This is a genomic window from Gryllotalpicola reticulitermitis (assembly GCF_042651345.1).
GTDB classification, from domain to species: Bacteria; Actinomycetota; Actinomycetes; order Actinomycetales; family Microbacteriaceae; genus Gryllotalpicola; species Gryllotalpicola reticulitermitis.
The window spans coordinates 614,607-637,010 of the sequence record NZ_JBHSCN010000002.1; the positions used below are offsets into that span (position 1 = coordinate 614,607).

The window sequence follows — 22,404 nt, forward strand, 5'->3', positions numbered from 1 at the left end:
ATGCTGCACGGTGACAGCGGATTGATGGTTGTGTTTTCCATCGGGACCCACCTCCGACATCGAATGACGTCGGACTTGCATGGTGGATATGCCGTGGGAGACGCTTGCGTGAGCAAGCCCGTCTCGGTGGAGCGAACTCGAGCAGCCGAAACTGCCCTCGGACACGCCGAGCGTGCACGACTGGGCGCACACCCTGTCAATGGTAGTAGATGGTGTGCACTTCGTGCTAATTACGCGAGAGAGCCAGCTGACGACGAGTAGCTCGGCGATGGCACGAAGGACGCCCCAGAATTCGTCGGCACGGCCGTGCCGAGGACCGAGAACAGTTGCGGGCCCGTCGAGGCCGTGCCGCTCGCGGCCCCGCTGCGAGCGCGTGCGATGAAGCTCACCTCACCGAGCGTCGTGCTCGTGACCTGCCAGCCGTCGGCCGTCGAGTTCCAGCCCCCGAACGCGAGCGTCGGCTGCGCGGCCATCGTCCATCGACCCTGCGAGTAGCTGACGCCCGCGGTTCCGACCGCACGGAACGGGCACCCGCTGGGGGCGAGCGCGGTCGAGGCCACGCACGTCGCGAGCCATGCCGACGCCGAGGCCTGCACCTCCGTCTTGCCCTGGGCCGTGAGCGTCATCGCTATGGTCGCCGACGCGCTCGGCCGCCCGAGCACGGCCGTCACCTTCTGCGGCGGTGCGCCGTAGCTCGGGCTCGAGGCCGGTTCCACCGCGTACGTGCCCGGCAGCACCGCCTGCGTCACCGTGTTGTTCCGAGTCGCGAGCTTCGTGCCCGCCACGTCGACCGACGCGCTGGTCGGGCCCACGACTGCCACCGCGAGCTGCGGCAGCTGCTGGGGAGCGAGGCTCCACGGCGTGAGGCCCGGCACACCCGCGCCGCGCGTCGCCGTGAACCGGGTGGTGTAGCTCGCGGTGCCCTGGTGGATGCGCGCGGCGATCGTGGCTGTGCTGCCCGACACCTGCGTGCTGGTGATGCTGAAGGAGGTGATGCGATCGGATGCCGTGGCGTAGGCATCCGTTGTCAGCAGCTTGTCCCCGGACACGGGAACGTGACCGGCCTTCAGTGCCGCCGGCACGTCGCCGCGGGCGAGCGCTCCGAGATATGCCTTGACCGGAATATCCGGAGTCGCGAGCCTCGCCGCAGGCGGCACCACGATCGCGAGAACGATGGCCACGACCACCGACAGGAGGAAGGCGATCGCGACAGAGAGCAGTTGCGCACCCGTCATCAACCGAGGGCGCTCACTCATCGTCGCGCTCCCACGGCCACTTCGGGCGGCCGCGGTCGGCGACCCGCGACGCGAGGACCACCATGTAGAGCAGGGCGATCACGAACCCGACGATGCCGAGGGTGATCGCGAACGGCCCGGTCATCAAGCCGCCGAAGAAGATCAGCGCGCCAACGGCGTCGTGGCCGAAAAAGTAGGCGATCGCGCCGAAGAACGCGTACGCCACGTATGCGCCCGCTCCGACGCCGAGCGCGGTGAGCGGCGCGATGCGCTGCCGGTCCTCCGGCACCCGCAGGGCGATGGAGAGCAGGCATCCGAACAGCAGCAGCGTCGCCGCGGCCACCGCGACCGGCCCGACCAGCTCACCCGCGTGCGGGTTGCCGATCACGGGCACGGCCGCCAGCAGCGAGATCATGCCGAACAGCGCGACGATCAGCGCGGCGAACAGGACCGCCGCGAACACTGCGACGGTTGCCGCGTACTTGCGGAAGCCCGGCACCGTACCTCAGCGATCGACGCTGTGCTCAGCGTCGTACGCCGCCTTCGCCTCGACGTAACGGCGCTTGGCATGCTGGCCGTGGAATGCGATCCAGCCGCCGAGCCAGGTCACGACCTCGAGCGCGATGAACGTGGCGGCGACCGCGACCCAGAGGTACGGGATGTTCGTCTCGAAGTACGAACCCGCGAAGGTTCGCGCCTGAGCGGGCGTGCGTTCCCAGACGCGGTTCGTCAGCAGCGCCGCGCCGAAGTATGCGATGAAGACGAGCGCCGCCACGAACATGCTGCCGAGAATGTAGCCCCACCAGCGGCCGCGGTTGACGATCGCCACCAGGGCGATGAACGCCCCGGCGAATACCGCGACCGGGACCCAGAACTCCCAGCCCTCGACGTAGCTCACGATGAACGACTGCGCGCGCGTGACGCTGTAGCGCAGCGTCAGGATGCCAAGGGTCGCCGCGAGGTTGGCCGCCGCGAAGATCAGCACGCCGAGGACGGCGATCAGGATGCCGAGGCCACGGTTCCCCTTCTTCTTCGGCGGGGTCGGAGTGCTGATGTAGGTCGCTCCGGCGTACGCGGTCGTCGCCGCGGGTGCGGGCGTCGGCACGGGCTCTGCCGCAGGCACGGGTTCTGCCACAGGCGCGGGCGCTGCGGCCGGCACGGGTTCTGCCACGGGCGCGGGTGCTGCGGCCGGCACGGGCTCTGCGGTGGTCGCCGGCTCCGCCGATGACTGCTCGGACGCGGTGGTTGCTGGCGCCTGCTGCGAGGCGGTGGGGTCGACGGGCGCGTCGACCAGCTGAGTCGCGGGTTCCTCGATCGGGGCGGCGCCGGCGACCGGAGCGGTGTCGGCAGCCGGGGCGGTTGACGCCGACGGGACCGCAGGCTGCGGCGCCACGTGGTCTGAGGCGGAGACCGGCCGGTAGTCCGGCGGGAGCGTCGGTGCTGCCGCGGTGTCGGTGTGGTCGGCGGGATCGGAACTCGTGTGCACGAGCTGCTCGCCGGTGCCGAGCTCGCGTGCCGTCTCATCCGCAAGCGGAGTTTCGTCCGCAAGCGGCGTGCCCTGCTCGCCTGCCGACCGGGTGGGTTCGTCGTCGCGCGCCGGAGGCGTCGTGTCGCTCATGGAGGTCAGGGTAGCAACGCGCCTCCCCCGACCTATGGATTGACTGGGCTAGTGATCAGGTGTTTTTCAGGGGCTCGGAAAGAACAAGGAGGTCCATGCGGCCCTGCTGCACGACCTCGCCGGTCTGCTTGGTGAGGGTCAGCTGGCGCTCGAGCACCCCGTATTCACCCGAGCTCGTCGGGCGCGCCGAGAGGATCTCGACGGTGCACGTGAGGGTGTCGCCGATGAACACCGGCGCGAGGAACTTCCACTGGTCGATGCCGAGGAGCGCGACCGCACTGCCCTCGAAGACCCCTGCGCGCGCGATCAGCCCGAGGCACAGCGACGCCCCGAACATGCCGTGCACGATTCGCTGCCCGTAGCGCGTGTTCTTCGCGAACTCGACGTTGGTGTGCACTTCATTGTTGTCGTTCGTCAGATTCGCGAACTGGTACACCTCACTCTCGGTGACGGTGTGGCCCGGCGTGACGAAGGTCTGACCCGGCTGGAAGTCGGCGAGATAGAGGGGCATGCGCCCACGCTAGCGGCCGAGAACCACGCTGCCGTCAGTTGCCGATGAGGACGTAGATGAAGCCCGCGATGGTGGCGGTCGGCGCGGTGCCCTGCTTCACGTCGATCGAGTCGACGAGGAAGAGGCGCGGGCCGAGCGTCTGCAACTCCTTCGTGAAGGCCAGCAGGTTCACCTCGCTGCCGCTCGCCGCGATCGACACCGGCAGCAGCACGAAGTTCGAAGCCGTGATCGACGGCGCCGTCTGAAGCGGCGGCGCGACCGCGACCGCCGTCGCGTTGGGCGTGGGGGCCGAAGAGGCCGCGTTCGGCTGCGGCGTCGAGCCCGTCGCGGGCGTCGTCGCCCCGGGCGCCGGCGTCGCCGTGGCGGTCGGGGCGGGTGTCGCCGCGGGCGATCCGCTCGAGGTCGGCGCGCCGGGCGCCGCCTGCGGAGCGTACGCGGTGGGCTCGCCCACCGAGATCGAGGTGATGGTCGACCCGGTCGCGGATGCCTGGCCCTGCACCTGGCGCACGAAGTCGGTCACGTTCGTCGTGCCCGGGACCGACTGCTGAAGCGCAGTGAGCTGGGCTGTGAGCTGATCGATCGAGGCGTATTGCTTCTTCAGCGTCGCGAGAGCGACCTCGGTCTGCTGCAGCTGCGTCTGGGCCTGCGCCTTCTGCTGCTCGGCGGTCTGGGCCTGCGCCAGCTGCGGCGCGATGCCGACGAAATACGCAAGCACGGCGATCGCCACTGCGACGACGGCACCGCCGAGCATCCAGAGCCTGTTCGCGTTCATCTTCTTCTCGTCCTCTTGGCTGGGTGCTCGTTGCTTACTTGGTCGCCGCGCCGTAGCGGCCCGAGAATGCGGCCTGCGTGAGCGAGATCGTGATGGACGCAGACCACGACGACGACGTGGCAGACCGCGCGCCGGCCGCCGACCCGCCCGGCGCCGATCCGCTGGTCGCGGAGCCACTCGTCGTAGCCCCGCCGCCAGGCGAGCCCCCACCCTGCGTCATCGCCCCAATGACGGCATCGGCGTAGCCGGGGAGCTTCTGGAAGGCATCCGTCGCATTCGCGATCGCTGTCGCGTTCGGCGCCGTGACCGTCAACGTGACGATGGCGGCGCGGCCGGCCGCGAGTGGCGCCGAGTCCTGAGTGACGGCGGTCGTGGGGCTCGCGGTCTGACCCGAGATGTCGGTGACCGTGACGCCGGCGGGGAGCAGTGCATAGACCTTCGCGAAGTAGTCGGTCCAGTCGATCTCGCTCGCGGCGCCCACCTGCTGCGCCGCCTTGGCCAGCTGCACCTTGCTCTGCTGGACGCGCACCGGCGCGTACTTGCTCTCCTGCGCGAGCACCGAGCTGTTCTGACCCTCGACGCCGGTCAGTTCGTTCTGGGCGCCGTGCGCGATGACGCGTGCGCCGTATGACGCGGTGAGCGCGAGCAGGAGGACGAGCGCGACGAGGACCATCATGAGAGTCCGCGTGGTGCGGACCTTGCCGTTCGCAATGACTTCGGGCGGCAGCAAGCGCGCGACCGGGTAGGCCGAGAGCTGAAGGTCGACGGCTGGTGCCGCCTGGGGGTCGGGGCGAGCGGCGCGGCGGGACGAGCCGCGAGAACGGCGCTGTGTCGGCTCGTCCGCCGGTGGGACGGACGGGGTTGCGCCGTCGGCGGCCGGGGCAGTCGGCGCGGTTCCCGGCGACAGGATCTCGCCGAAGGACGAGGGCAGTTCCGTGGTGCTCATGCGACGCTCCCGAGGGCGAGCCCGACCGCCACCGCGGCCACGCCGTGGGCGCCTGCGACGTGCTGCTCATCGATGCCGCGGCCGAGCGTGACGTTCGCGAACGGGTTGCCGAGCCCGACCGGCAGGCGCGTGACGTCGGCGAGCGCGTTCATCAGCCCCGGCAGCGCCGCGGCCCCGCCCGTGATGATGATGCCTTCGACCGGCATGTCGGGGTGCACGTTGGTGAAGTAGTTGACGGTGTTGCGCAGGCTGCCGAGGATCTCGTTGCTCTGGTCGTAGATGACCTGCACGGCTCGATGCTCGTCGGCGTCGGCGACCGAACGCGCGAGCCCCAGTTTCTGCTTGACCGCGTCCGCGGCATCCGTCGTGATCTCGAGCCGCTGCGCGAGCGCCTGAGTGAGGTCCGCGCTGCCGGACGGGATGATGCGCACGAACTGCGGCACTCCCCCGCGCGCGATGACGACAGTCGTGGAGCTCGCGCCGAGGTCGATGATCGCCGTCGTGCCACCGAGCGCCGCACGGTCGAGCAGCGCGCGCACCAGCGCGAACGGGATGAGGTCGACGTTCTGCAGATCGAGGCCGGCCGACTGAACGGCCTTCACATTGCCGAGCACGGCGTCCTTGACGGCGGCGAGCAGAAGCCCGTTGATCATGCGGCCCTCGTCGCCCTGCGATTCGCTGACGGGGTAGAAGTCGAGCAGCGCTTCCGCGGCGGGCACGGGCAGCAGGTCCTGAGCGTGGAACGGAAGCGTCTCGCGGATCTGCCTCAGCGGGGCGTGCGGGACTGAGAAGTCGCGCGCGATCACCTTCTGGTTGCTGACGCCGACGATCGCCTTCTTCGTCTTGAAACCGCCGCGAGCGCGCAACTGCTTGATCGCTGTCGTGACGGTGAGCGGCTCCTGCACCTCGCCGCGCACCACGGCGCCGGCCGGCAGGCTGACCTCGTGATAGCGGTGCAGCGTCGCGCGGCCGTGGCCGTCGGGCACGAGCTCGACGGCGCGCACGCTCTCACTGCCGATGTCGATGCCGAGAACGGGGGTGGTCATTGATCTTCTCCTTGACGCTCAGGCGTTCAAACCGAAGAGGGACAGGTAGCCGGCGGCGAGCGGCACGCCGAACCAGGCACCGAACCAGGCACCCACGAGCATCCACGGCCCGAACGGGATGCCCGACTTGCGGCCGGCCCGGCGTGCGATGACGAGCACGATGGCGAACAGGCCGCCGAACACGAAAGCGGAGAACGCGCCGACGACCAGCTGCGCGAGCCCGAGATGGGCGAGGTAGAGGCCGAGCACGCCGGCGAGCTTCACGTCGCCGAAGCCCATGCCGCGCGGCGAGATCATCGCCACGATGAAGTACAGCGCGAACAGCGCGGCGGCGCCCGCAAACATCGTCACGAGCCCTGACCAGTTGCGGGTGATGACGGATGCTGCGCCCAGCAGCACGCCGCCGACCAGGTAGCTCGGGCCGACGATCCGATTGGGCAGCGTGTGGGTGTCGAGGTCGATCAGAGCCAGCGCGACGGAGACCGCCGCGAGGTAGAGAAACGCGACGAGCTCGAGGACCGAGGCGGTGAGGTGCGCCGCATCGCCCGCCTGCCAGCGCGTCAGCGCGAACCAGAGCGCGACGGCCGCGAAAGCGAGCCCCGTGCCGAGTTCGACGAGGGGGTATCGGGCACTGATCGGCTCGGCGCAGTTCCGGCACTTCCCTCGCAGCATGAGCCACGACAGTAGCGGGATGTTGTCGTACCCCTTGATGAGTTGTCCACAGCGGGGGCACGCGCTCGGCGGCGACACGACCGAGAGGCGGCGCGGCACGCGGTAGACGACCACGTTGAGGAACGAGCCGATCAGGCTGCCGAAGATCCCGAGGGCGATGGCGGGCATGCTGGTCACCCCGCCGTCGACAGGTCGCGGACAGACAGCGTGGAGCCGATAAGGCTCGCGCTAGCGGCGCCACCGCCCGTCGACGTACCGGTGTCGAGGTTGGCCCCGGGCAGGCCGATCGGAATCCATGTCATGTTCGATCCGTTCGCGACGTTCACAGAACCGGAGAAGATCTGCCCCTGGATGGACACGCCACCGCCATTGCCGCCGATGTTGACCGGGCACGGCGTGTAGACCATGAGTGAGATGTTGTTGGCTGTCGACTTCTTGGCCGGAGTGAGCGTGAGGCCGTTCGCGAGCTCGGTCTGCTCGGTCGTCATGCCGGAACTCGAGTCGGCCGTCCAACCGGTGGCACTCGCCGTGCACGTGGGCGCCGTCGGGGATTCGACCGTGCTGTCCGGCGTGATGAGCCACACCTTCGGCGTGCCGGACGTGGAGGTGAACGCGCCGGACTCGACGTCGAACGCCGTGCCGATGATCGCGAGGTTGCCGTTCAGCGCGATGCCATCGTTGTTGCCGCTGGACAGCTTCACACCGTGTGGGCATGCGCGCGCGTCGATGACGACGCTGCCCGTGGCGTACGCCGTCGAGACTCCGGTCGTGCCCCAGCCGTTCGTGCACTGTGACGCGGTCAGCGTCTTCACCGTGTAACCGAGACCCGTCCAGTCGCTCGCGTTGAAGGCGAAGTTGTACCAGTTAGGAACGGTCGGCGGAGTGTCGTAAGTGCCGCCGCCTTTGGTCGCAGCCGAGATGCTCGCGCCGCCGTCCGTGCCCAGCGTGATCGCGTTGCCGGTCGCGTTCCCCTTCACGACACCACCGTTATGGAAGTTCATCGGCCCGGAACTCCACGCGCTGCCCGAGATGGTCGTGCCGAGCAGGTTCGCCGTGCCCCACACGTCGGCGTCGCCCGAGATGGCCTCGGTCCAACTCGTGTACAGCGAGCCGTTCTCGACCCACACGTTGCGCGCGACGGCGCAGTTCTGCAGGAGCAGGTCGCCGTTCTGCACGACGATGTTGCCCTGGATCTGCGACCCGTTCTCGCACGCGGTGATGTTGCTCTGGTTGGCGCCGGAGTAGATCGAGGGAAAGCTGCTGCCCGAGTACGGCGAGCCGTACTTGATCAGCACGGTCGGGTACACCGGCCCGGTGGCGATGAGATTGCCGGAACCGGTGAACAGCTTCGACGAGTACGCGAAGATGGCCGCGCCGGTCGGGTTGAGCGTGACCGAGTGGTCGATGTACGGGTAGACCGCCTCGACGTAGCGCGTCTGGCCGGTCGCCTGACCCGCCACGGCCTGGGTCGATGCGTAGCCTGTCGACACGGTACGGACGTAGGTGTCACCCGCGCCGGCGGTCGGGCAGCCCGCGACCCACGCCGACGGTGTCGCCGCCGTCGTGTAGTAGACGGCCACCGAGTAGTGCGGGGTCGCCGAGGCGGCCGTGGAGTAGGCCGGACTGCAGCTTCCGGCCGTGAACTGCGCCTGCTGATAGGAGACACCGGCTTCAGCCGACGCTTCCGCCTGCACCGACGCGCGCGTCGCTGCCGTGTAGCCGAGAGCGTGCACTGTCGTGCCGCCGATGACGAGCGAGACGATCATGACGACGCCGAGCAGACCGATGACTGCGACGAGCGCGCTCCCGCGCTGTCCCTGCGCGCGTAGGCGCCGGGCGATCAGCTTCAGAAGCATGGTGCACTCACAGGGGTCGTGATGCCGCGGATGTAGGCGACGGTCTGGATGGTGGCCGGGGCCGCCCCGGGGCGGGTGGACAGGCTGAGGTTCAACGTGACGGAGTTCGCGCTCGCGGTGATCGCCTGCTGGGTCGTGTCGCTCGGCGCGACGTAGTGGGCGAGCATCGTCCAGCTGCCGGACGGACCCCCGGTTGGGAAGGCGATCGCCGTGTCGCTCGTCTCCTGGTAGATGGCGTGGCCGACGCTGTCGTAGAACCAGGCGACGCACTCCCACTGGTCAGGGGCCGGAGCAGAGCGGGATTGCGTACGCGCCATGATCAGCACGTCTCCGCCGGGGTTGGCGCTGCTCGCGGTGGTCTGCGGAAAGGATTCGGAGAGGGCGGATGCGTTGCTCACCATGGTGCGGATCACCGTGGCGACCTGCTGAGCATCCGTGGTCTGCCCGTTAGTCGCCTCGATCTTGTCGCCGGCCTTCTGAACATTGGCCATCAGGCCGCCGACGATCATCAGGACCACGAGCAGCAGAGCACTGTAGATCATCAACTCGATCAGCGTGAAGCCGCCTTCCGCGACCGCGGCGTGCCGCAGTCGTGTGCGCAGAAGACGGAGCATGACACGGTGCCTAACCGGTGACGTAGACGCTCGTGCTGGCCGAAGCGAGCGTCTGGGTGGTCCCGGCCTGGGTGACCGAGACGGTGATGGGAACGAGATACCCGCCCGAGGCGAGGACGTTCGAGGTGCCGCACGCGCCCGCGAAGTGAAGCTGGAGCTGAACGCCCGACGGGGCACTCGCAGGTGCCTGCGGGACCGAGACGAGGCTGGCGATCGACGCGCAGCTCGGGATGCCGCCGTTGTAGTGCTGCGCGTCCTCGATGTTCCAGCTGACGAGCTGCGAGGCGCGGGCGACGAGCCGGTTCTGAGCAGACACCTTGTACCCGTTGACAAGGAGCGGTACGAGCGCGACCGTGATGATGGCGAGCAGAAACATCGAGATCACGATCTCGATGAGACCAATGCCGCGCTCATCGCCGCCGACCTGCGCCATGATCACGCCTCTCGCACCGTCTAGAGAACCGCGGTGCGGGGCGCGGGCTGAGCCGTGCCCCGCACTGGGTTCATTCATCGATTGATCAGGAGCACGGCGTCGTCGAGACACCGGACGACTGAGTGGCGTAGTACGTCTTTCCGCCCGCGCTGGTCCCAGTGATGCAGAAGTCGTTCCCGGTGACCGTGTACGTCAGCGAGTTCGTGTACTGGCTGACGGTGGCACCCGCGCTGGCCCAGTCGGCGGGGCTCGCAGAGGGCGACGCCGTCGGAACCGGCGCGGGGGTTGCCGCGCCGCTGCCGGCGAGCGTGCCGAGCGTCGTCGGGTCGGGAAGCGTTCCGGTGCTCGACTGGATGCTGACGATCGCCGTCTTGAGGTTGCTGACGTCGCTCTGCGTGTCGCTGTTCTTCGAGTTGTTCTGGACCGAGAGGTAAACGGGGATCGCGATCGCGGCGAGGATGCCGATGATGATCACGACGACGAGGAGCTCGATGAGGGTGAAGCCCTTTTCCTCTTCGGAGAGGAGGCCGTTACGGCGAGCGTTGAGCTTGCCCATGACGCGGAAATACATGGTCGGATGGTCCTTTGACTGAAGGTGACGAATGGTGTTGACGAATCCGTCCCTTGATCCGTCAAGAACGAGGCTAAGTTGCGTGCCGCAGCCCGGAAATCCCACGTGTGGGGGTAATCTTGCGCAATTCCTGAGCTACATATCCCCCGATCAGGGGCGGTTTCCACCCCACGATGGGGGGTAAAGCTCAAGATCCGGCGGAGTTCTGAACTGCGGTCGTGATCTGGAAGATCGGAAGGTAGAGAGCCACGATCATGCCGCCCACGACGACCCCCAAGAACGCGATCAGAAGGGGTTCGATGAGGCTCGTCAAAGCATCCGTCATCGCCTCGACTTCGCTGTCGTAGAACTCGGCGATCTTCTCGAGCATGATCTCCATCGAGCCCGCGTCTTCACCGACCGCGATCATCTGCGTGACCATCGGCGGGAACACGTCCTCGTCGGCGAGCGGCGCGGCGACGGACTTGCCCTGCCGCACCGATTTGGCGACGCGATCGAGGGCGTTCTCGATCACCCAGTTGCCGCTCGTCTCACCGACGATGCGCAGCCCGGTGAGGATCGGCACGCCGGCCGCCATCATGTTCGCGAAGTTGCGCGCGAAGCGAGCGATGGCGATCTTGCCGATCAGCATACCGAAGACCGGCAGCTTGAGCAGGATCGGGTCGACCTTCGATCGCACCATCGGCTCGTGCTTGTTGCGGTTCCACCACATGGTTCCGGCGATGATCGCCACGATCAGCACCGGCAGGATGTACGGCATCCAGTGCGAGATGTCGACCATGATCTGCGTCGGCAACGGCAGCTTGCTGCCGAGGCTCGCGAACATCTTCGCGAAGATCGGCACGATGAAGGTCAGCATGATGACGACCGCGATGAGCGAGATGCCGAGCACGACCATCGGGTAGGTCATCGCCGACTTGATGCTCGCACGAAGCTTCGCGTCCTTCTCGAACCCGTCGGCGACCGTCTCGAGGGCACTGTCGAGGAAGCCGCCGGTCTCGCCCGCGCGGACCATGCTGATCATCAGGGGCGGGAAGACCTTGGGGTGCCGCGCGAACGACTCGGAGAGCGATGACCCCGTCTCGACGTCCTTCACGACCTGCTGCAGCGTCTCGCGCAGCGTCGGGTTCTCGCACTGGTCCGCGAGCACCGTGAGCGTGCGCAGCAGCGAGAGGCCGGCGCCGGCCATCGTCGCCATCTGCCGGCTCATCACCGCGAGGTCTTTGAGCCCGACGCGTTTCTTCAGGAACGCCAGATTGATCTCGCGGTTGAGGCCGCTGCCCGTCTCGGTGACCGAGAGCGGCGTCAGGCCCATCTGCATGAGCCTGGCGGTCGCCATGCCCTCATTGGGCGCCTCGAGGCGCCCCTTGGTCACTTTGCCGTCCGCGCCGCGGCCCTTGTATAGGAAGGTCGTGGGGGTGATCGTCGTCATCGGCGCAGTCCTCCGCTGAAAGAATCGCCGAAATCGGGGCCGGCGGCCTGGAACGCCCGGCCCGCGGCATCCGCACCGGCGTCGCCGCGCTGGATCAGTCGGTCGAATCCGGCAGCATCGTGCGCCTTCTCGAGCGCCGCCTCTCGCGTGATCGTGCCGTCGAGGACGAGCTCGGCGAGATGCTGGTCCATGGTGTGCATGCCGAGATCGCGCCCCGCCTGCATGGCGGAGATGATCTGGTAGGTCTTGCCCTCACGGATCAGGTTGCCGACCGCGGGCGTCGTGATGAGCACCTCGGTCGCGACGGCGCGGCCTTCGCCGCTCGCGCGCCGGATCAGCGTCTGCGAGACGACACCCTGCAGCGTCGACGCGAGCTGCACGCGCACCTGCGCCTGCTGGTGCGGCGGGAACACGTCGATCATGCGGTCGATGGTCTGCGGAGCGTCCTGCGTGTGCAGGGTCGCGAACACGAGGTGACCGGTCTCGGCCGCGGTGAGCGCCACCGAGATGGTCTCGAGGTCGCGGAGCTCGCCGACGAGGATCACGTCGGGGTCCTGGCGCAGCACGTGCTTCAGCGCGTTCGCGAAGCTGTGGGTGTCGTGGCCCACCTCGCGCTGGTTGATGATCGACCTCTTGTGGTTGTGCAGGAACTCGATCGGGTCCTCGACGGTCACGATGTGATCGGATCGGGTCTCGTTCACGAGGTCGATGAGCGCCGCGAGCGTCGTCGACTTGCCCGAGCCCGTGGGGCCGGTGACGAGCACCAGCCCGCGCGGCAGGCCCGCGAAGCGCCCCACCGACTCCGGAACTCCGAGTGTCGAGAGCGTCTTGATGCCGGTCGGGATGAGACGGAAGGCCGCGCCGATCGCATCGCGCTGCTGGTAAAAGTTCACGCGGAAGCGGGCGTTCGCGTTCACCGTGTACGCGAAGTCGAGTTCGAGCTCTTCCTCGAACTGCACCCGCTGCGCGTCGGTCAGGAGGGTGTAGAGCGCGCTCTTGACGCGGTCACGGTCCCAGACGGTCGTGCCCGGCGCCGCGCGCAGGCCGCCGTCGACACGCAGCATCGGCGCCGCGTTCGCGGTGACGTGCAGATCGGATGCCTTGCTCGCCACGACCTCTTGCAGTGCTGCGATGAGCTGGGGGTCTGGGCGTCCCAGTGCCGCAGGCTGCCGGGCCGGCGCCGGCGCCGGGGCGGCGGTCGGTGCCTGCGGGTGCGCCGCGAGCCACTCGGCCACGGTGTCCGCGGGCACGGCGCTCACCAGCTGCTCGAGGGGCAGCGCCGCAGTGCTCGGCGAGACCGGAGCGACAGACGTGACCGTGGCGACAGGCGCGACCGAGGCGACAGACGCTGCATGCTCGTCCGCCGACTCGGCCTGCGCGCGCAGGGCGCGACGGCTGAGCGGAGCGCCCTCCGGCGCGGGTGCGGCGGCCACGGCGGCCACCCCCGTCTCTCGCACGATCGGCGCAGCGGGCGAGGCATCCGTCTCGGTCAGCGTCGCCTGCGCGTCGGGGGTGCCCATCGGCGGCCGCGGGGGCACGAGCGGGCGCGGGGACCACCCGAGCACCTCGCTGCCGGACATGTCCGGGATCTCGTAAACAGGCCTGTCCATGGTTCCTTCCCCTACGCCACCACGCGCAGGACCTCGTCGACCGAGGTCCAGCCTGCGAGGCACTTCGCCCAACCGTCTTCCCTGAGCGTGAGCATCCCCTGCTCCCTCGCGACCCGGCCGATGTCCGCGCTCGACGCGCGCGACACGGTGAGCCGCTCGATCTCCTCCGTGACCGGCATGATCTCGTGCAGGGCCATGCGGCCCCGGTAACCCGTGTGCGAGCACGCCTGGCAGCCCACGGGTGCGAACAGCTGCGCGCCCGGCCGGTCGAGCTCCGCGACGGAGAATCCGATGTTCTCGAGCCGCTCCGGATCGGGCGCGACGGGCGCCTTGCACCGCTCGCACAGCCGCCGCGCGAGTCGCTGCGCGACCACGCAGTCGAGGGCGGAGCCGACGAGGAACGGCTCGATGTTCATCTCGGTGAGGCGCGTGACGGCGCTCGGCGCATCGTTCGTGTGCAGGGTGCTGAGCACGAGGTGGCCCGTGAGCGCCGCCTCGATCGCGATCTGCGCGGTCTCGTGGTCGCGGATCTCGCCGAGCAGCACGACGTCGGGGTCGGAGCGCAGGATGCTTCGCAGCGCGCTCGCGAACGTGAGGCCCGCCTTCGGGTTCACCTGTACCTGGTTGATGCCTGGCATACGGTATTCGACCGGGTCCTCGACGGTGATCACGTTGATCTCAGGCTTGGAGACGGTGTTCAGCGTCGTGTACAGCGTCGTCGACTTGCCTGAGCCGGTCGGGCCGGTGACGAGGATCATGCCGTACGGCTTCGTGTACGACCGGCGGTAGACCTCGAAGTTGCGGGGCAGCAACGCGAGGCTGTCGAGCGTCATCTCCGTCGCGGTGTTGTCGAGGATTCGCATGACGACCTTCTCGCCCCACACCGTGGGGAGGGTCGCGACGCGCAGGTCGATCTGGCGCCCGGCGTGGCTCACCGACATGCGACCGTCCTGCGGTTTGCGCCGCTCGGCGATGTCGATGTCGCTCATGATCTTGAGACGGCTGATCACGCCGTTCTGAATCGCCTTCGGCGCGGACTGCATCTCGTGCAGCACGCCGTCGATGCGATAGCGGACGCGCACCTCGTGCTCGCCGGGCTCGATGTGGATGTCGCTCGCGTCGTCCTGGATGGCCTGGCTCACGATCAGGTTCACGAAGCGCACGATCGGGGCGTCATCGACGTCGATCTCGGTGTCGAAAGCGGCGAGATGCTCTTCCTTCGCCTGCTCCTCTTCCAGCGTCGCCGTGAGGTCGGACAGCTCACCGTCCGCGCGCAGATAGCGGTTGAACGCGGCCTCGAGATCGCCGCGCTCGACGACGGCCAGCGTGAGCGGACGGCCGGAGGCGGTACGGATGTCGTCGAGCGCCGGCAGGTTCTCGGGGTCGTCGGTCGCGACAACGAGGTGGTCGCGCTCGAAGCCGATCGGCAGCACGTGGTGGCGGCGCAGGACCGTCGGGTTCACGAGACCCACCGCCTGGCGGTCCACCGGGAAGTCGGCGAGCTCGAGGAAGTTCACGCCGGCTCGCGCCGCGCGGGCACGCGCCAGCTGCCCGGGCGTCAGCGTGCCGGAGCCGACGAGCCGCTCGAGTTCGGCGACCTCCGTCGACGGGGCCGCCATCAGATCGAGCTGCTCGATGGGAAGGGCGCCGTGGAGGATCAGGATCTCCGTGAGGGACGCCATAGACGTACCTCCTTAAGGCGGTTCGATGGCTGCGCGACCCGGGGGTCGGCCTGGCCACTCCGGAAGGTTATCCACACCGTTGCGCGAGGTAACAGTTCCCTCTATTGGGGTGACCCAAGTGCGGGGTGCCGTCACCCGGGCATCCGCACGCCGCGCGCTAGGGAAGGCGGGACAGCGCCCAGAGCCCGACGACGCCGACGGCGAGAGCCACGACCGCCACCACCGTGACCGTGACGATCATGCGGCGGCGCCAGGCGCGACGATCGTCGAACTCGTGCGCGATGACGTCGACCGGCGCGACCGCGCGCGGCGTGCGCTGACGCACCCGCCACGCCGCGTCGAAGTCGGGCAGCTCGCTCACCTCGGGGTTCGCGCGCGGCTTGTACCGCACGACCGAGCCGCTCGGGACCTCGGGCGCGCGGAACTCGAGCAGGTGGATGTCGGTCACCGGGGGCGCCTGCGGCGGCAGCGCACGAGCGCGGACGATGTTCGCCGAGGGGTCCGGGCGCCCCGGGCGCCTGATCGCCGCGGTGTCGTCGAGAGTGCCGTGCCCCTCGGTGAGCACGGTGTCGTCGTTGTCGTCTGCGAAGGGGTCAGGCATCGCGCGAGTCCTCGATCATGGCCGCGTCTTCGCTGAGCGGCTCTGGTTCGGTTCCGGCCGGCGGCACATCGTCCGCGACCGATGGTGCGTCTTCCGCCACCGGCGCGGTGTCGACTGCGACCGGCGCGGTGTCGTCTGCCACCGGCGCTCCGTCCTCCACGACCGGCTGCACGTCGACGATGACCGCCGTCACGTTGTCGTGGCCGCCGTGCGCGAGCGCCAGGTCGATCAGCTGAGTGACGGCGCCGCCCGCGTCGGAGTCACCGGCGAGCACGTCGTACAGCTCGCCCTCGGTCACCTCGCCGTGCAGGCCGTCGGAGCAGATCAGCAGCCGCTCCCCCGGCTCGACGGGGTGCACCCAGTAGTCGACGGGACTGTCGGGTGCGCCGACGGCCCGCGTGATCACGTTCCGATGCTCGAAGTTGTCTGCCTCCTCCTGCGTGATGAGGCCGGCGTCGAGCTGTTCCTGCACGTAGGAGTGGTCGATGGTCATCCGCTCGAATCGCCCGGCGCGCACGCGGTAGACGCGCGAGTCGCCCACGTTGACGACGAGCCAGAACGGGACGCCGTCGTGACGCACCTGCACGATGCCGGTGAGCGTGCTGCCCGCGCCGCGCCGGGTGCGGTCGCTGAGGGCGGCGACCGTCTGATGAGCGCGGCGCATCGCCGCGGCGACGTCGTCGGGCGAGACGTCGTCGCGCCCGACGAGCGAGCCGAACGCCCGCACCACGGATGCGCTCGCGACATCGCCCGCATCGTGGCCGCCCATGCCGTCGGCGACGATGAAGACGGGGAACTCGGCGAGGAGCGAGTCCTCGTTGGAACGCCGGTGGTGCCCGGCATCCGTCGCCGCCGCGATGCGCAGCCCCGGATCCGCACCGGGCACGTCGACCGCCACCACCGACTCACGCATTCCGCACCACCTGCACGCCGAGCTCGCCCAGCAGGAACCGCGGGGTGACGCGATGGCGATTGTGCGCGCCGATCTCGCGCTCGGCGCCCGTGGCCGGGTCGACGAGCCACACGCCGTTGGTCGAGCCGAGGTCGGTGACGTGCCACGCCTCTTCGACGTACTCGAGGACCGCGTGCGTCGCCGACACGGAGACCGCGTCGTCGGTCACCATGACGAGCTGCGCGCCCGGGTAGAGCGGGTGGGGCTTCGGCCTGCGCCCCAGGATCGCGGCCGTGCCGACGAGTTCGACACGGCTGCCCATCGCGGTGTGCACCCACCAGTGCGGGCGCCGGCGCGCCGAGATCACGGTCTGATCGGGCGTGCTTCTCGTGAGGATCGTCGCGTCGCCGTTGGTGAGGATCGTGGCGTCGTCTTCTGGTTCGAGCTCGGGCAGGTGCGGCAGCTCGGGCGCGGATGCTTCGGCCGGCGGCTCGGGAAGCGCGGGAAGCTCAGGCAGCTCGGGTTCCGGGGGGTCGAGCGGCGCGGCATGGAACGGCGCCTCCGCGGAGAGCGCCTCGAGACGCGCCGTGAGCCGGCGCTCCGGGGCGATCGGCCGGGATGCCGACGGGGTCGCGTCGTCGGAACCGGGCAACCGCAGGGATGCCTCGGGGCGCTGCACGGACCAGACCAGCGGCTCGGAAGCGGCGGCACGCGCACCGCGCTCGTGCTGCAGCCCGATGGCGAGGGTCCACGCCCACCACATGACGACGGCGAGCACCGTGAACCAGGCGCTGTGATCCAGCCGCCGCGCGATGCGGTGACTGGCGACGAAGAGCAGGACCAGACCGACCACGGTGGCGGGCGGGATGACGAGGACGATCAGCCAGTACTCGCTGAGTCCCCCGAGCCGGTACACGGTCGCGAGGTTCACGAACGGCACCCAGGCCCGCGTTCGCGACGCGCCGAGCGCGTCGAAGATGCCACGAAGGCCGAGCGGGATGACGACGAACCAGATGACGAGCAGGACGACAGCGCCGACGCCCCAGGCGAGCGACTGGTACTCGCTCACGCACTGCCTCCTCTTCGAGTTCGGAACGACCGTAGCGAGATCAGCGCCCGGAGGCGCTTCCACCTGGGGAAGCTGGCGGTGAGTCGGGCGCGCTGCTCGTCGAGCTGCGCCCAATACCGCTCGGCGTCGCCGGGTGTCGGGTCGAAGGCGCCGAAGACGGCCTCATCGGCGCCAGAGGCCAGTGTACGCATGTGTGCAGGATTGCCGGCGCGCGCCGCGGCGGCGTACACGGCGGCAGCTTCCGCGCGACTGCGAACGCCCGGCGGTGGCAGGCCGAGGTCGACGGCCGTGTCGACGAGCTCGTCCCAGCCGGCGGCGACGCGAGCCGCTGCATCCGTCATCCGCCTCCGCTCGCTGCGTCGCGCCCATTTCACGACCGCCAGTGACAGGAACGGCGCGAGCAGCACCAGCACGACGAGCAGGATCGAGCCGCCGACGCGGAAAACGGGCAGCCACACCGCGGGGCCGGCGGGCTGGTCGGGCGTGTGCGTCGTGTTCTGGTGGGTGCCGCCGGTCGGGTTCGCCTCGGGCGGCGGCTGCACCGTCGCGTCGCGCGGCTGCACCTGCGTCGGGAACTTGGGCTCGGTCTGCGTGCTGGTCTTCTTGGCGAGCGGCAGTTTGTCCTGCGGCGTGGTCGCGATCGGCACCCAGGCGCCGCCCGCGCCTTTGACCTCGATCCACGCGGTGAGGTTCTGCCCCTTGCACACGCCGCCGGAGCACGCCGGAATGGCCGAGGGGCCGGTCACGCTCGGGTTGAGCACGAAGCCGAGCACGACCCGCGCAGGGAAGCCGAGCGACTCGGCGATGAGAGCGGATGCGACGGCGAACTGCTCGTCATCGCCCACACCGGCCACGAGTGACTTGTCAGGTGCGGCGGGGCCCTCCAGCTGCTGCTGGCGCAGCAGCGCGCTGAAGAGGTCGCTGATACGGTCGGTCGACTCGCCGGCGAAGCTCGCCTGGAACGTGCCCGTGCCGGGCACGCCGAGGGCGCTCAGCCAGTTCTTGCTCTTCGGCGTCGTCGCCGGCGGCGCGACGAGCGCGTGGCTGAGATAGCCGCGGTCGCGCAGCCGCTGAATGAGCTCGGTGAGCGCCTGACCGCCGGACCCCACCTTCTGCGCCTGCACCCACTGAGTCAGGCTCGCCGGAATGTACGCGGTGTCCTGCACGGCGCCCGCGCTGGGGGTGAGCGACGACAGCGCTTCCGTCGCAGCGGGCGGGTCCACCGCCATCGTGTACGAGTCACCCGAGCCCAGGTCGTACAGCTCGGCGCCGCCCTGCAGCTCGCGGTTGAAGTAGAAGCCGTCGGTCAGCGCGTTCACGTCGCCGCCGTGGAACTCGATCGCACTGAGGTTCGCGGCCGTCGGCAGCCAGACGTCGGGCATGCCGAGTGAGCGGTAGTCGTTGATGGTCACCTTCAGCGTCGCCGCCGCCTTGGGCTGCCTGCCGGTGAGCTCGGGAATGTGGGCGAAGGCGTTCTGCTGATCCGAGTCGCCCGACAGGACCGTCATCTGCTGGCCGTTGTAGAAGCTCATCGTCGCGATGCGCAGGCGTCCGACCGCGGCGGCGTCGCCCGAATAGCTGAGCAGAGGGGTGTCGTACTGCGCCGGCTCGAACGCCTGCCGGTAGCTCGTCAGCGGACTGACGTAACGGGAGAGCTGCGGAACCGGGTTGACGGCCGTGCGCAGCACGTGCCGAGGCCCGGGCACGAGCATGGTCGATGCGACCGGCACCGCGACGATCAGCCCGACGAGCACCACGGCGACGGCGCCCGCGAGGCGGCGCAGCGACCCGGACGTGATGCCGCTCGCGCGACGGATGCCGGATGCCTGCGCCGCGGTCTCCAGAGCGAGGCGGCGCTCGTGCTGAGCGCGCCAGACGAGGAATCCGCCCGCCAGCACCAGCGCGAGCAGCCCGACGAGCACGTGCCGCGGCGCCGCCACGGTGATGGTCGCGAGCGTCAACGGCGAACCGTTCGCACTCGTGCCGAACACGATCGCGAAGGCGGTGGGCACCAGCATGATCGGCACGAGAGCGCCATAGCCGCGAACGCGTGCCCGCGTGAACACCAGGGCGAATGCCGCGGACGCGCAGACGAGCACCACGATCAGCATCGGCACGAGCAGCGTCTGGAAATGACCGACCGGCGTGCCGACGGTGATGAGCTTGCGCCAGCCCGTCACCGTCGCGACGACGAGCTCGTGATAGCCCTGCACCAGGTCGGGGCGCGAGACGAACGCACTCGGCACGGCCAGCGGCACGCCGAGCACGAGATAGGCGATCGCGAGCGTGACCGCCGTGAGCAGCCAGTTCCAGCGGCGCACGCGCCCGATCAGGGTCACGACGGCGGCGACCACGAGGGCTCCGCCGACGGTGATGAACAGGTACGGCGTCTCGTAGATCGGCCAGGCGGCGAACGTCGCGACCGCGGCGAGCGCGATCACGAACCCGGTATCGACGAGCAGCGCCCGGTCGACGCCGACGGGCGTGCGGTGGCGCCCGGCGCGAGCGTCAGCGACCGCAGTGCTCATGCCGTCGCTCGCAGCAGCATCCTGCGCAGGTCGTCCAGCACCGGGATCGTGAGCACGCCGATGTCGCCGAGCCGCCGGAAGGCGGGCCGGGCGGTCGGGTCGACGACGATCGCGACGACCTGCACGACGGATTCGAACCGCAGCGGCAGCTCGCGCAGACGCGTCCGATCGACGGATGACCCGCACACCACGAACACGATCGAGAGGTCGCTCATGGCCCGCGAACTCAACGCGCAGACCTCTTCGAACGGCATGGTGAGCGCCGAGCGCTCGACGGTCGACAGGTCGTCGAGCACCGCGGTCGGAGTCGTGACTGCGAGCGAGCGGATGGCGCGCACCGAGCGCTTCGCCACGTCGAGGATCTCGTCGCTCGCGATCACCGCGACCTGGCGGCCGTCGCGGATGGCGCGCACGCCGAGTGAGCCGACGACGCTGACGGCGAGCTCGTACTCGTCGTCGCTCGCGAACTCGTCCTCGTGCATTCCGAGCACGATGGCGAGCCGCGCACGCCGCGTCTCTTCGAACTGGCGCACCATCAGCCGGCCGGTCTTCGCCGTCGACTTCCAGTGCACGTGCCGCCTGCCGTCGCCGGGCTGGTACTCGCGGATCTGGTGGAACGAGATGTCATCGGTGACGACGTCGCCGCTCGGCGTGCCCTCGAGGTCGCGCACGAAACCCGAGCTCGTCGACGGCACCGTGACGGTCTTCGGGTGCACGAACAGGCGGTGCACGTCGGCCCAGGCGGCCTCGCGCTTGAGCGTGCCGAGGGGGTCGGTGCGCACCGTGGTCACCGGGCCGACATCGATGATGCCGCGGCGGTGGGCCGGGACGATGATGTCCTCGCCGTGGGTGTGCCCCGGCCGCAGGAGCGGGATCCAGACATCCGTCAGACCCCGCCCGACCGGCACGTCGACCCGGCTCGGCAGCTGGATGCGCCGCGATGCGTTCGTGATCGTCAGCGTTCCCGTCACTACGGAGCCCGCCACGACCCGCTCGACCGGAAGAGTGAAACCGACCTCGTAGGTGAGCGTGCCCACGAGGAACGGGATCGCGATGGCGAGCACGACGAGCGCGACGAGGCCCGCGACCACGAGCTCCATCCAGCCGAGGACGAACCCCAGCGGCAGCAGCACGACGGCGCAGACGATGAGCAGCCACCCCGCCGGCGTGACCGCCGCGGAGAGACGCTCGCGCGCCTTGTCGGCCGCCGCCTGGACCTCGCGCCACGAACGCACCGCCCATACCGCGGCGCGCGTGCGCGTCGTCCACCGCCCGGAGACGATGTGGGTCGTCCCCGTCGCGGTGGCGGTGCCGGTCGCCGAGCCGGTCGAGTCGACGGTCACGCCACAGTGCTCCTCACCGGCGGCACCACGTCGAGCAGGATCTGGCCGATGATCGCCTCGGGCGTCACGCCGTCGAACTCGGCCTCGGGGTCGAGCACGAGCCGGTGGGCGAGCGTCGGAACCGCGAGCGACTTCACGTCGTCGATCGTGATGTAGCCGCGGCCCTGCGCCGCGGCCCACGTCTTCGCAGCCTTCGTCAGTGCCCGGGCGCCGCGCACCGACGAGCCGACGCGCGTCTGCGACGCGGTGCGGGTCGCCTCGATGAGCCGCCCGATGTAATCGAACATCACCGGGTCCGCGTGCACGGCGCGCGCGATGCCGGCCATGCCGACGAGCGCCTGGGGCGTGATCACCGGGTTGACCTCGTGCACCAGCTCGCTCGTCGCCTCGAGGATGCGCACCGTCGCCGCGAGATCGGGGTAGCCGAGACTCGTCTTCATCATGAAGCGGTCGAGCTGCGCCTCGGGCAGCGGGTAGGTGCCCGCCTGCTCGATCGGATTCTGCGTCGCGATCACGAGGAACGGCGCGCCCGTCGAGCGCGTGACGCCGTCGACGGTGACGGATCCCTCTTCCATGGCCTCGAGCAGCGCCGACTGGGTCTTCGGGCTCGCCCGGTTGATCTCGTCGGCGAGCACCACGTTGGCGAAGATCGGCCCCGCGTGGAACTCGAACTCGCCGTTCTTCTGGTCGTAGACCGTGATGCCGGTGACGTCGCCGGGCAGCAGATCGGGGGTGAACTGGATGCGCGAGGTCGTGCCGTGAACCGTCTGCGACATGGCGCGAGCAAGGCTCGTCTTGCCCGTGCCCGGCAGGTCCTCGAGCAGTAGGTGGCCCTCGCTCACCATGGCGGTGAAGGCGAGCTCGATGACGTGCCGCTTGCCGAGCACCACCTGCTCGACGTTGTCGGCCAGCGCCTGGAAGGTCGCGTGAAACCAGGTCGCCTGTTCTGAGCTGATCGCCATGAAGTAATTCC

At 69.4% G+C, this 22,404-nt stretch carries 21 protein-coding genes; all 21 read right to left on the minus strand.

Features of this window, described 5'->3' with window-relative positions; all coding sequences use genetic code 11:
* Positions 1-230: 230 nt before the first annotated feature.
* The 21 genes from ACFOYW_RS03510 to ACFOYW_RS03610 all read right to left on the minus strand — a co-directional run bounded on the left by ACFOYW_RS03510 (position 231) and on the right by ACFOYW_RS03610 (position 22,393).
* Complete coding sequence (locus ACFOYW_RS03510) at positions 231-1,256, minus strand: hypothetical protein (protein WP_390227257.1); 1,026 nt, start codon at positions 1,254-1,256, stop codon at positions 231-233.
* A complete protein-coding gene (locus tag ACFOYW_RS03515; RefSeq protein WP_390227259.1) occupies positions 1,249-1,734 on the minus strand; it encodes a DUF6121 family protein in 486 nt (161 codons plus the stop codon). The genes ACFOYW_RS03510 and ACFOYW_RS03515 overlap by 8 nt, the downstream gene beginning before the upstream one ends.
* 6 nt (positions 1,735-1,740) lie before the next feature.
* On the minus strand, positions 1,741-2,853 hold the full coding sequence (locus ACFOYW_RS03520) for a hypothetical protein (RefSeq protein ID WP_390227260.1): 1,113 nt from the start codon (positions 2,851-2,853) through the stop codon (positions 1,741-1,743).
* Positions 2,854-2,908: 55 nt separating this feature from the next.
* Positions 2,909-3,364 carry a MaoC/PaaZ C-terminal domain-containing protein gene (locus ACFOYW_RS03525; RefSeq protein ID WP_390227261.1) on the minus strand — a complete coding sequence of 152 codons (456 nt, stop codon included), beginning with the start codon at positions 3,362-3,364 and terminating at the stop codon, positions 2,909-2,911.
* A 34-nt stretch (positions 3,365-3,398) separates the two neighbouring features.
* Complete coding sequence (locus ACFOYW_RS03530; protein ID WP_390227262.1) at positions 3,399-4,136, minus strand: hypothetical protein; 738 nt, start codon at positions 4,134-4,136, stop codon at positions 3,399-3,401.
* A gap of 34 nt (positions 4,137-4,170) precedes the next feature.
* Positions 4,171-5,082: a hypothetical protein gene (locus ACFOYW_RS03535; RefSeq protein WP_390227263.1), complete on the minus strand. Its 912-nt coding sequence runs from the start codon at positions 5,080-5,082 to the stop codon at positions 4,171-4,173.
* On the minus strand, positions 5,079-6,128 hold the full coding sequence (gene pilM / locus ACFOYW_RS03540; protein ID WP_390227264.1) for a type IV pilus assembly protein PilM: 1,050 nt from the start codon (positions 6,126-6,128) through the stop codon (positions 5,079-5,081). The genes ACFOYW_RS03535 and pilM overlap by 4 nt, the downstream gene beginning before the upstream one ends.
* An 18-nt stretch (positions 6,129-6,146) precedes the next feature.
* The gene (locus tag ACFOYW_RS03545) at positions 6,147-6,968 is read right to left on the minus strand and encodes a prepilin peptidase (RefSeq protein ID WP_390227265.1); all 822 of its coding nucleotides are present in this window, start codon (positions 6,966-6,968) and stop codon (positions 6,147-6,149) included.
* A gap of 5 nt (positions 6,969-6,973) precedes the next feature.
* Positions 6,974-8,656 (minus strand): hypothetical protein, encoded by a 1,683-nt coding sequence (locus ACFOYW_RS03550; RefSeq protein ID WP_390227266.1) that lies wholly within the window; start codon positions 8,654-8,656, stop codon positions 6,974-6,976.
* Positions 8,647-9,270, minus strand: coding sequence for a PulJ/GspJ family protein (locus ACFOYW_RS03555; protein WP_390227267.1), 624 nt, complete (start codon positions 9,268-9,270; stop codon positions 8,647-8,649). The genes ACFOYW_RS03550 and ACFOYW_RS03555 overlap by 10 nt, the downstream gene beginning before the upstream one ends.
* A gap of 10 nt (positions 9,271-9,280) precedes the next feature.
* The gene (locus tag ACFOYW_RS03560; protein WP_390227268.1) at positions 9,281-9,703 is read right to left on the minus strand and encodes a type IV pilus modification PilV family protein; all 423 of its coding nucleotides are present in this window, start codon (positions 9,701-9,703) and stop codon (positions 9,281-9,283) included.
* Between the two features lie 85 nt (positions 9,704-9,788).
* Positions 9,789-10,274 (minus strand): type II secretion system protein, encoded by a 486-nt coding sequence (locus tag ACFOYW_RS03565; RefSeq protein ID WP_390227269.1) that lies wholly within the window; start codon positions 10,272-10,274, stop codon positions 9,789-9,791.
* 187 nt (positions 10,275-10,461) lie between these two features.
* Complete coding sequence (locus ACFOYW_RS03570; protein WP_390227270.1) at positions 10,462-11,706, minus strand: type II secretion system F family protein; 1,245 nt, start codon at positions 11,704-11,706, stop codon at positions 10,462-10,464.
* Complete coding sequence (locus ACFOYW_RS03575) at positions 11,703-13,316, minus strand: type IV pilus twitching motility protein PilT (RefSeq protein WP_390227271.1); 1,614 nt, start codon at positions 13,314-13,316, stop codon at positions 11,703-11,705. The genes ACFOYW_RS03570 and ACFOYW_RS03575 overlap by 4 nt, the downstream gene beginning before the upstream one ends.
* 11 nt (positions 13,317-13,327) lie before the next feature.
* Complete coding sequence (locus ACFOYW_RS03580) at positions 13,328-14,998, minus strand: GspE/PulE family protein (protein WP_390227272.1); 1,671 nt, start codon at positions 14,996-14,998, stop codon at positions 13,328-13,330.
* Positions 14,999-15,155: 157 nt separating this feature from the next.
* Positions 15,156-15,599, minus strand: a complete 444-nt coding sequence (locus tag ACFOYW_RS03585; protein WP_390227273.1) for a hypothetical protein — start codon at positions 15,597-15,599, stop codon at positions 15,156-15,158.
* Positions 15,592-16,512: a PP2C family protein-serine/threonine phosphatase gene (locus ACFOYW_RS03590; protein WP_390227274.1), complete on the minus strand. Its 921-nt coding sequence runs from the start codon at positions 16,510-16,512 to the stop codon at positions 15,592-15,594. The genes ACFOYW_RS03585 and ACFOYW_RS03590 overlap by 8 nt, the downstream gene beginning before the upstream one ends.
* Positions 16,505-17,560: an FHA domain-containing protein gene (locus ACFOYW_RS03595; RefSeq protein WP_390227275.1), complete on the minus strand. Its 1,056-nt coding sequence runs from the start codon at positions 17,558-17,560 to the stop codon at positions 16,505-16,507. The genes ACFOYW_RS03590 and ACFOYW_RS03595 overlap by 8 nt, the downstream gene beginning before the upstream one ends.
* Positions 17,557-20,088 carry a transglutaminase-like domain-containing protein gene (locus ACFOYW_RS03600; RefSeq protein ID WP_390227276.1) on the minus strand — a complete coding sequence of 844 codons (2,532 nt, stop codon included), beginning with the start codon at positions 20,086-20,088 and terminating at the stop codon, positions 17,557-17,559. Before ACFOYW_RS03600 ends, ACFOYW_RS03595 begins: the two co-directional genes overlap by 4 nt.
* Positions 20,085-21,431, minus strand: a complete 1,347-nt coding sequence (locus ACFOYW_RS03605) for a DUF58 domain-containing protein (protein ID WP_390227277.1) — start codon at positions 21,429-21,431, stop codon at positions 20,085-20,087. Before ACFOYW_RS03605 ends, ACFOYW_RS03600 begins: the two co-directional genes overlap by 4 nt.
* Positions 21,428-22,393, minus strand: coding sequence for an AAA family ATPase (locus ACFOYW_RS03610; RefSeq protein ID WP_390227278.1), 966 nt, complete (start codon positions 22,391-22,393; stop codon positions 21,428-21,430). Before ACFOYW_RS03610 ends, ACFOYW_RS03605 begins: the two co-directional genes overlap by 4 nt.
* Positions 22,394-22,404: the final 11 nt, after the last annotated feature.

Excerpts from the sequence above, each read along its gene's own strand:
- ACFOYW_RS03510 (WP_390227257.1), bottom strand. The coding sequence starts at position 1,256 with ATGAGTGAGCGCCCTCGGTTGATGACGGGTGCGCAACTGCTCTCTGTC.
- ACFOYW_RS03520 (WP_390227260.1), bottom strand. The coding sequence starts at position 2,853 with ATGAGCGACACGACGCCTCCGGCGCGCGACGACGAACCCACCCGGTCG.
- ACFOYW_RS03525 (WP_390227261.1), bottom strand. The coding sequence starts at position 3,364 with ATGCCCCTCTATCTCGCCGACTTCCAGCCGGGTCAGACCTTCGTCACG.
- ACFOYW_RS03530 (WP_390227262.1), bottom strand. The coding sequence starts at position 4,136 with ATGAACGCGAACAGGCTCTGGATGCTCGGCGGTGCCGTCGTCGCAGTG.
- ACFOYW_RS03535 (WP_390227263.1), bottom strand. The coding sequence starts at position 5,082 with ATGAGCACCACGGAACTGCCCTCGTCCTTCGGCGAGATCCTGTCGCCG.
- pilM (WP_390227264.1), bottom strand. The coding sequence starts at position 6,128 with ATGACCACCCCCGTTCTCGGCATCGACATCGGCAGTGAGAGCGTGCGC.
- ACFOYW_RS03545 (WP_390227265.1), bottom strand. The coding sequence starts at position 6,968 with ATGCCCGCCATCGCCCTCGGGATCTTCGGCAGCCTGATCGGCTCGTTC.
- ACFOYW_RS03550 (WP_390227266.1), bottom strand. The coding sequence starts at position 8,656 with ATGCTTCTGAAGCTGATCGCCCGGCGCCTACGCGCGCAGGGACAGCGC.
- ACFOYW_RS03555 (WP_390227267.1), bottom strand. The coding sequence starts at position 9,270 with ATGCTCCGTCTTCTGCGCACACGACTGCGGCACGCCGCGGTCGCGGAA.
- ACFOYW_RS03560 (WP_390227268.1), bottom strand. The coding sequence starts at position 9,703 with ATGGCGCAGGTCGGCGGCGATGAGCGCGGCATTGGTCTCATCGAGATC.
- ACFOYW_RS03565 (WP_390227269.1), bottom strand. The coding sequence starts at position 10,274 with ATGTATTTCCGCGTCATGGGCAAGCTCAACGCTCGCCGTAACGGCCTC.
- ACFOYW_RS03570 (WP_390227270.1), bottom strand. The coding sequence starts at position 11,706 with ATGACGACGATCACCCCCACGACCTTCCTATACAAGGGCCGCGGCGCG.
- ACFOYW_RS03575 (WP_390227271.1), bottom strand. The coding sequence starts at position 13,316 with ATGGACAGGCCTGTTTACGAGATCCCGGACATGTCCGGCAGCGAGGTG.
- ACFOYW_RS03580 (WP_390227272.1), bottom strand. The coding sequence starts at position 14,998 with ATGGCGTCCCTCACGGAGATCCTGATCCTCCACGGCGCCCTTCCCATC.
- ACFOYW_RS03585 (WP_390227273.1), bottom strand. The coding sequence starts at position 15,599 with ATGCCTGACCCCTTCGCAGACGACAACGACGACACCGTGCTCACCGAG.
- ACFOYW_RS03590 (WP_390227274.1), bottom strand. The coding sequence starts at position 16,512 with ATGCGTGAGTCGGTGGTGGCGGTCGACGTGCCCGGTGCGGATCCGGGG.
- ACFOYW_RS03600 (WP_390227276.1), bottom strand. The coding sequence starts at position 20,088 with ATGAGCACTGCGGTCGCTGACGCTCGCGCCGGGCGCCACCGCACGCCC.
- ACFOYW_RS03610 (WP_390227278.1), bottom strand. The coding sequence starts at position 22,393 with ATGGCGATCAGCTCAGAACAGGCGACCTGGTTTCACGCGACCTTCCAG.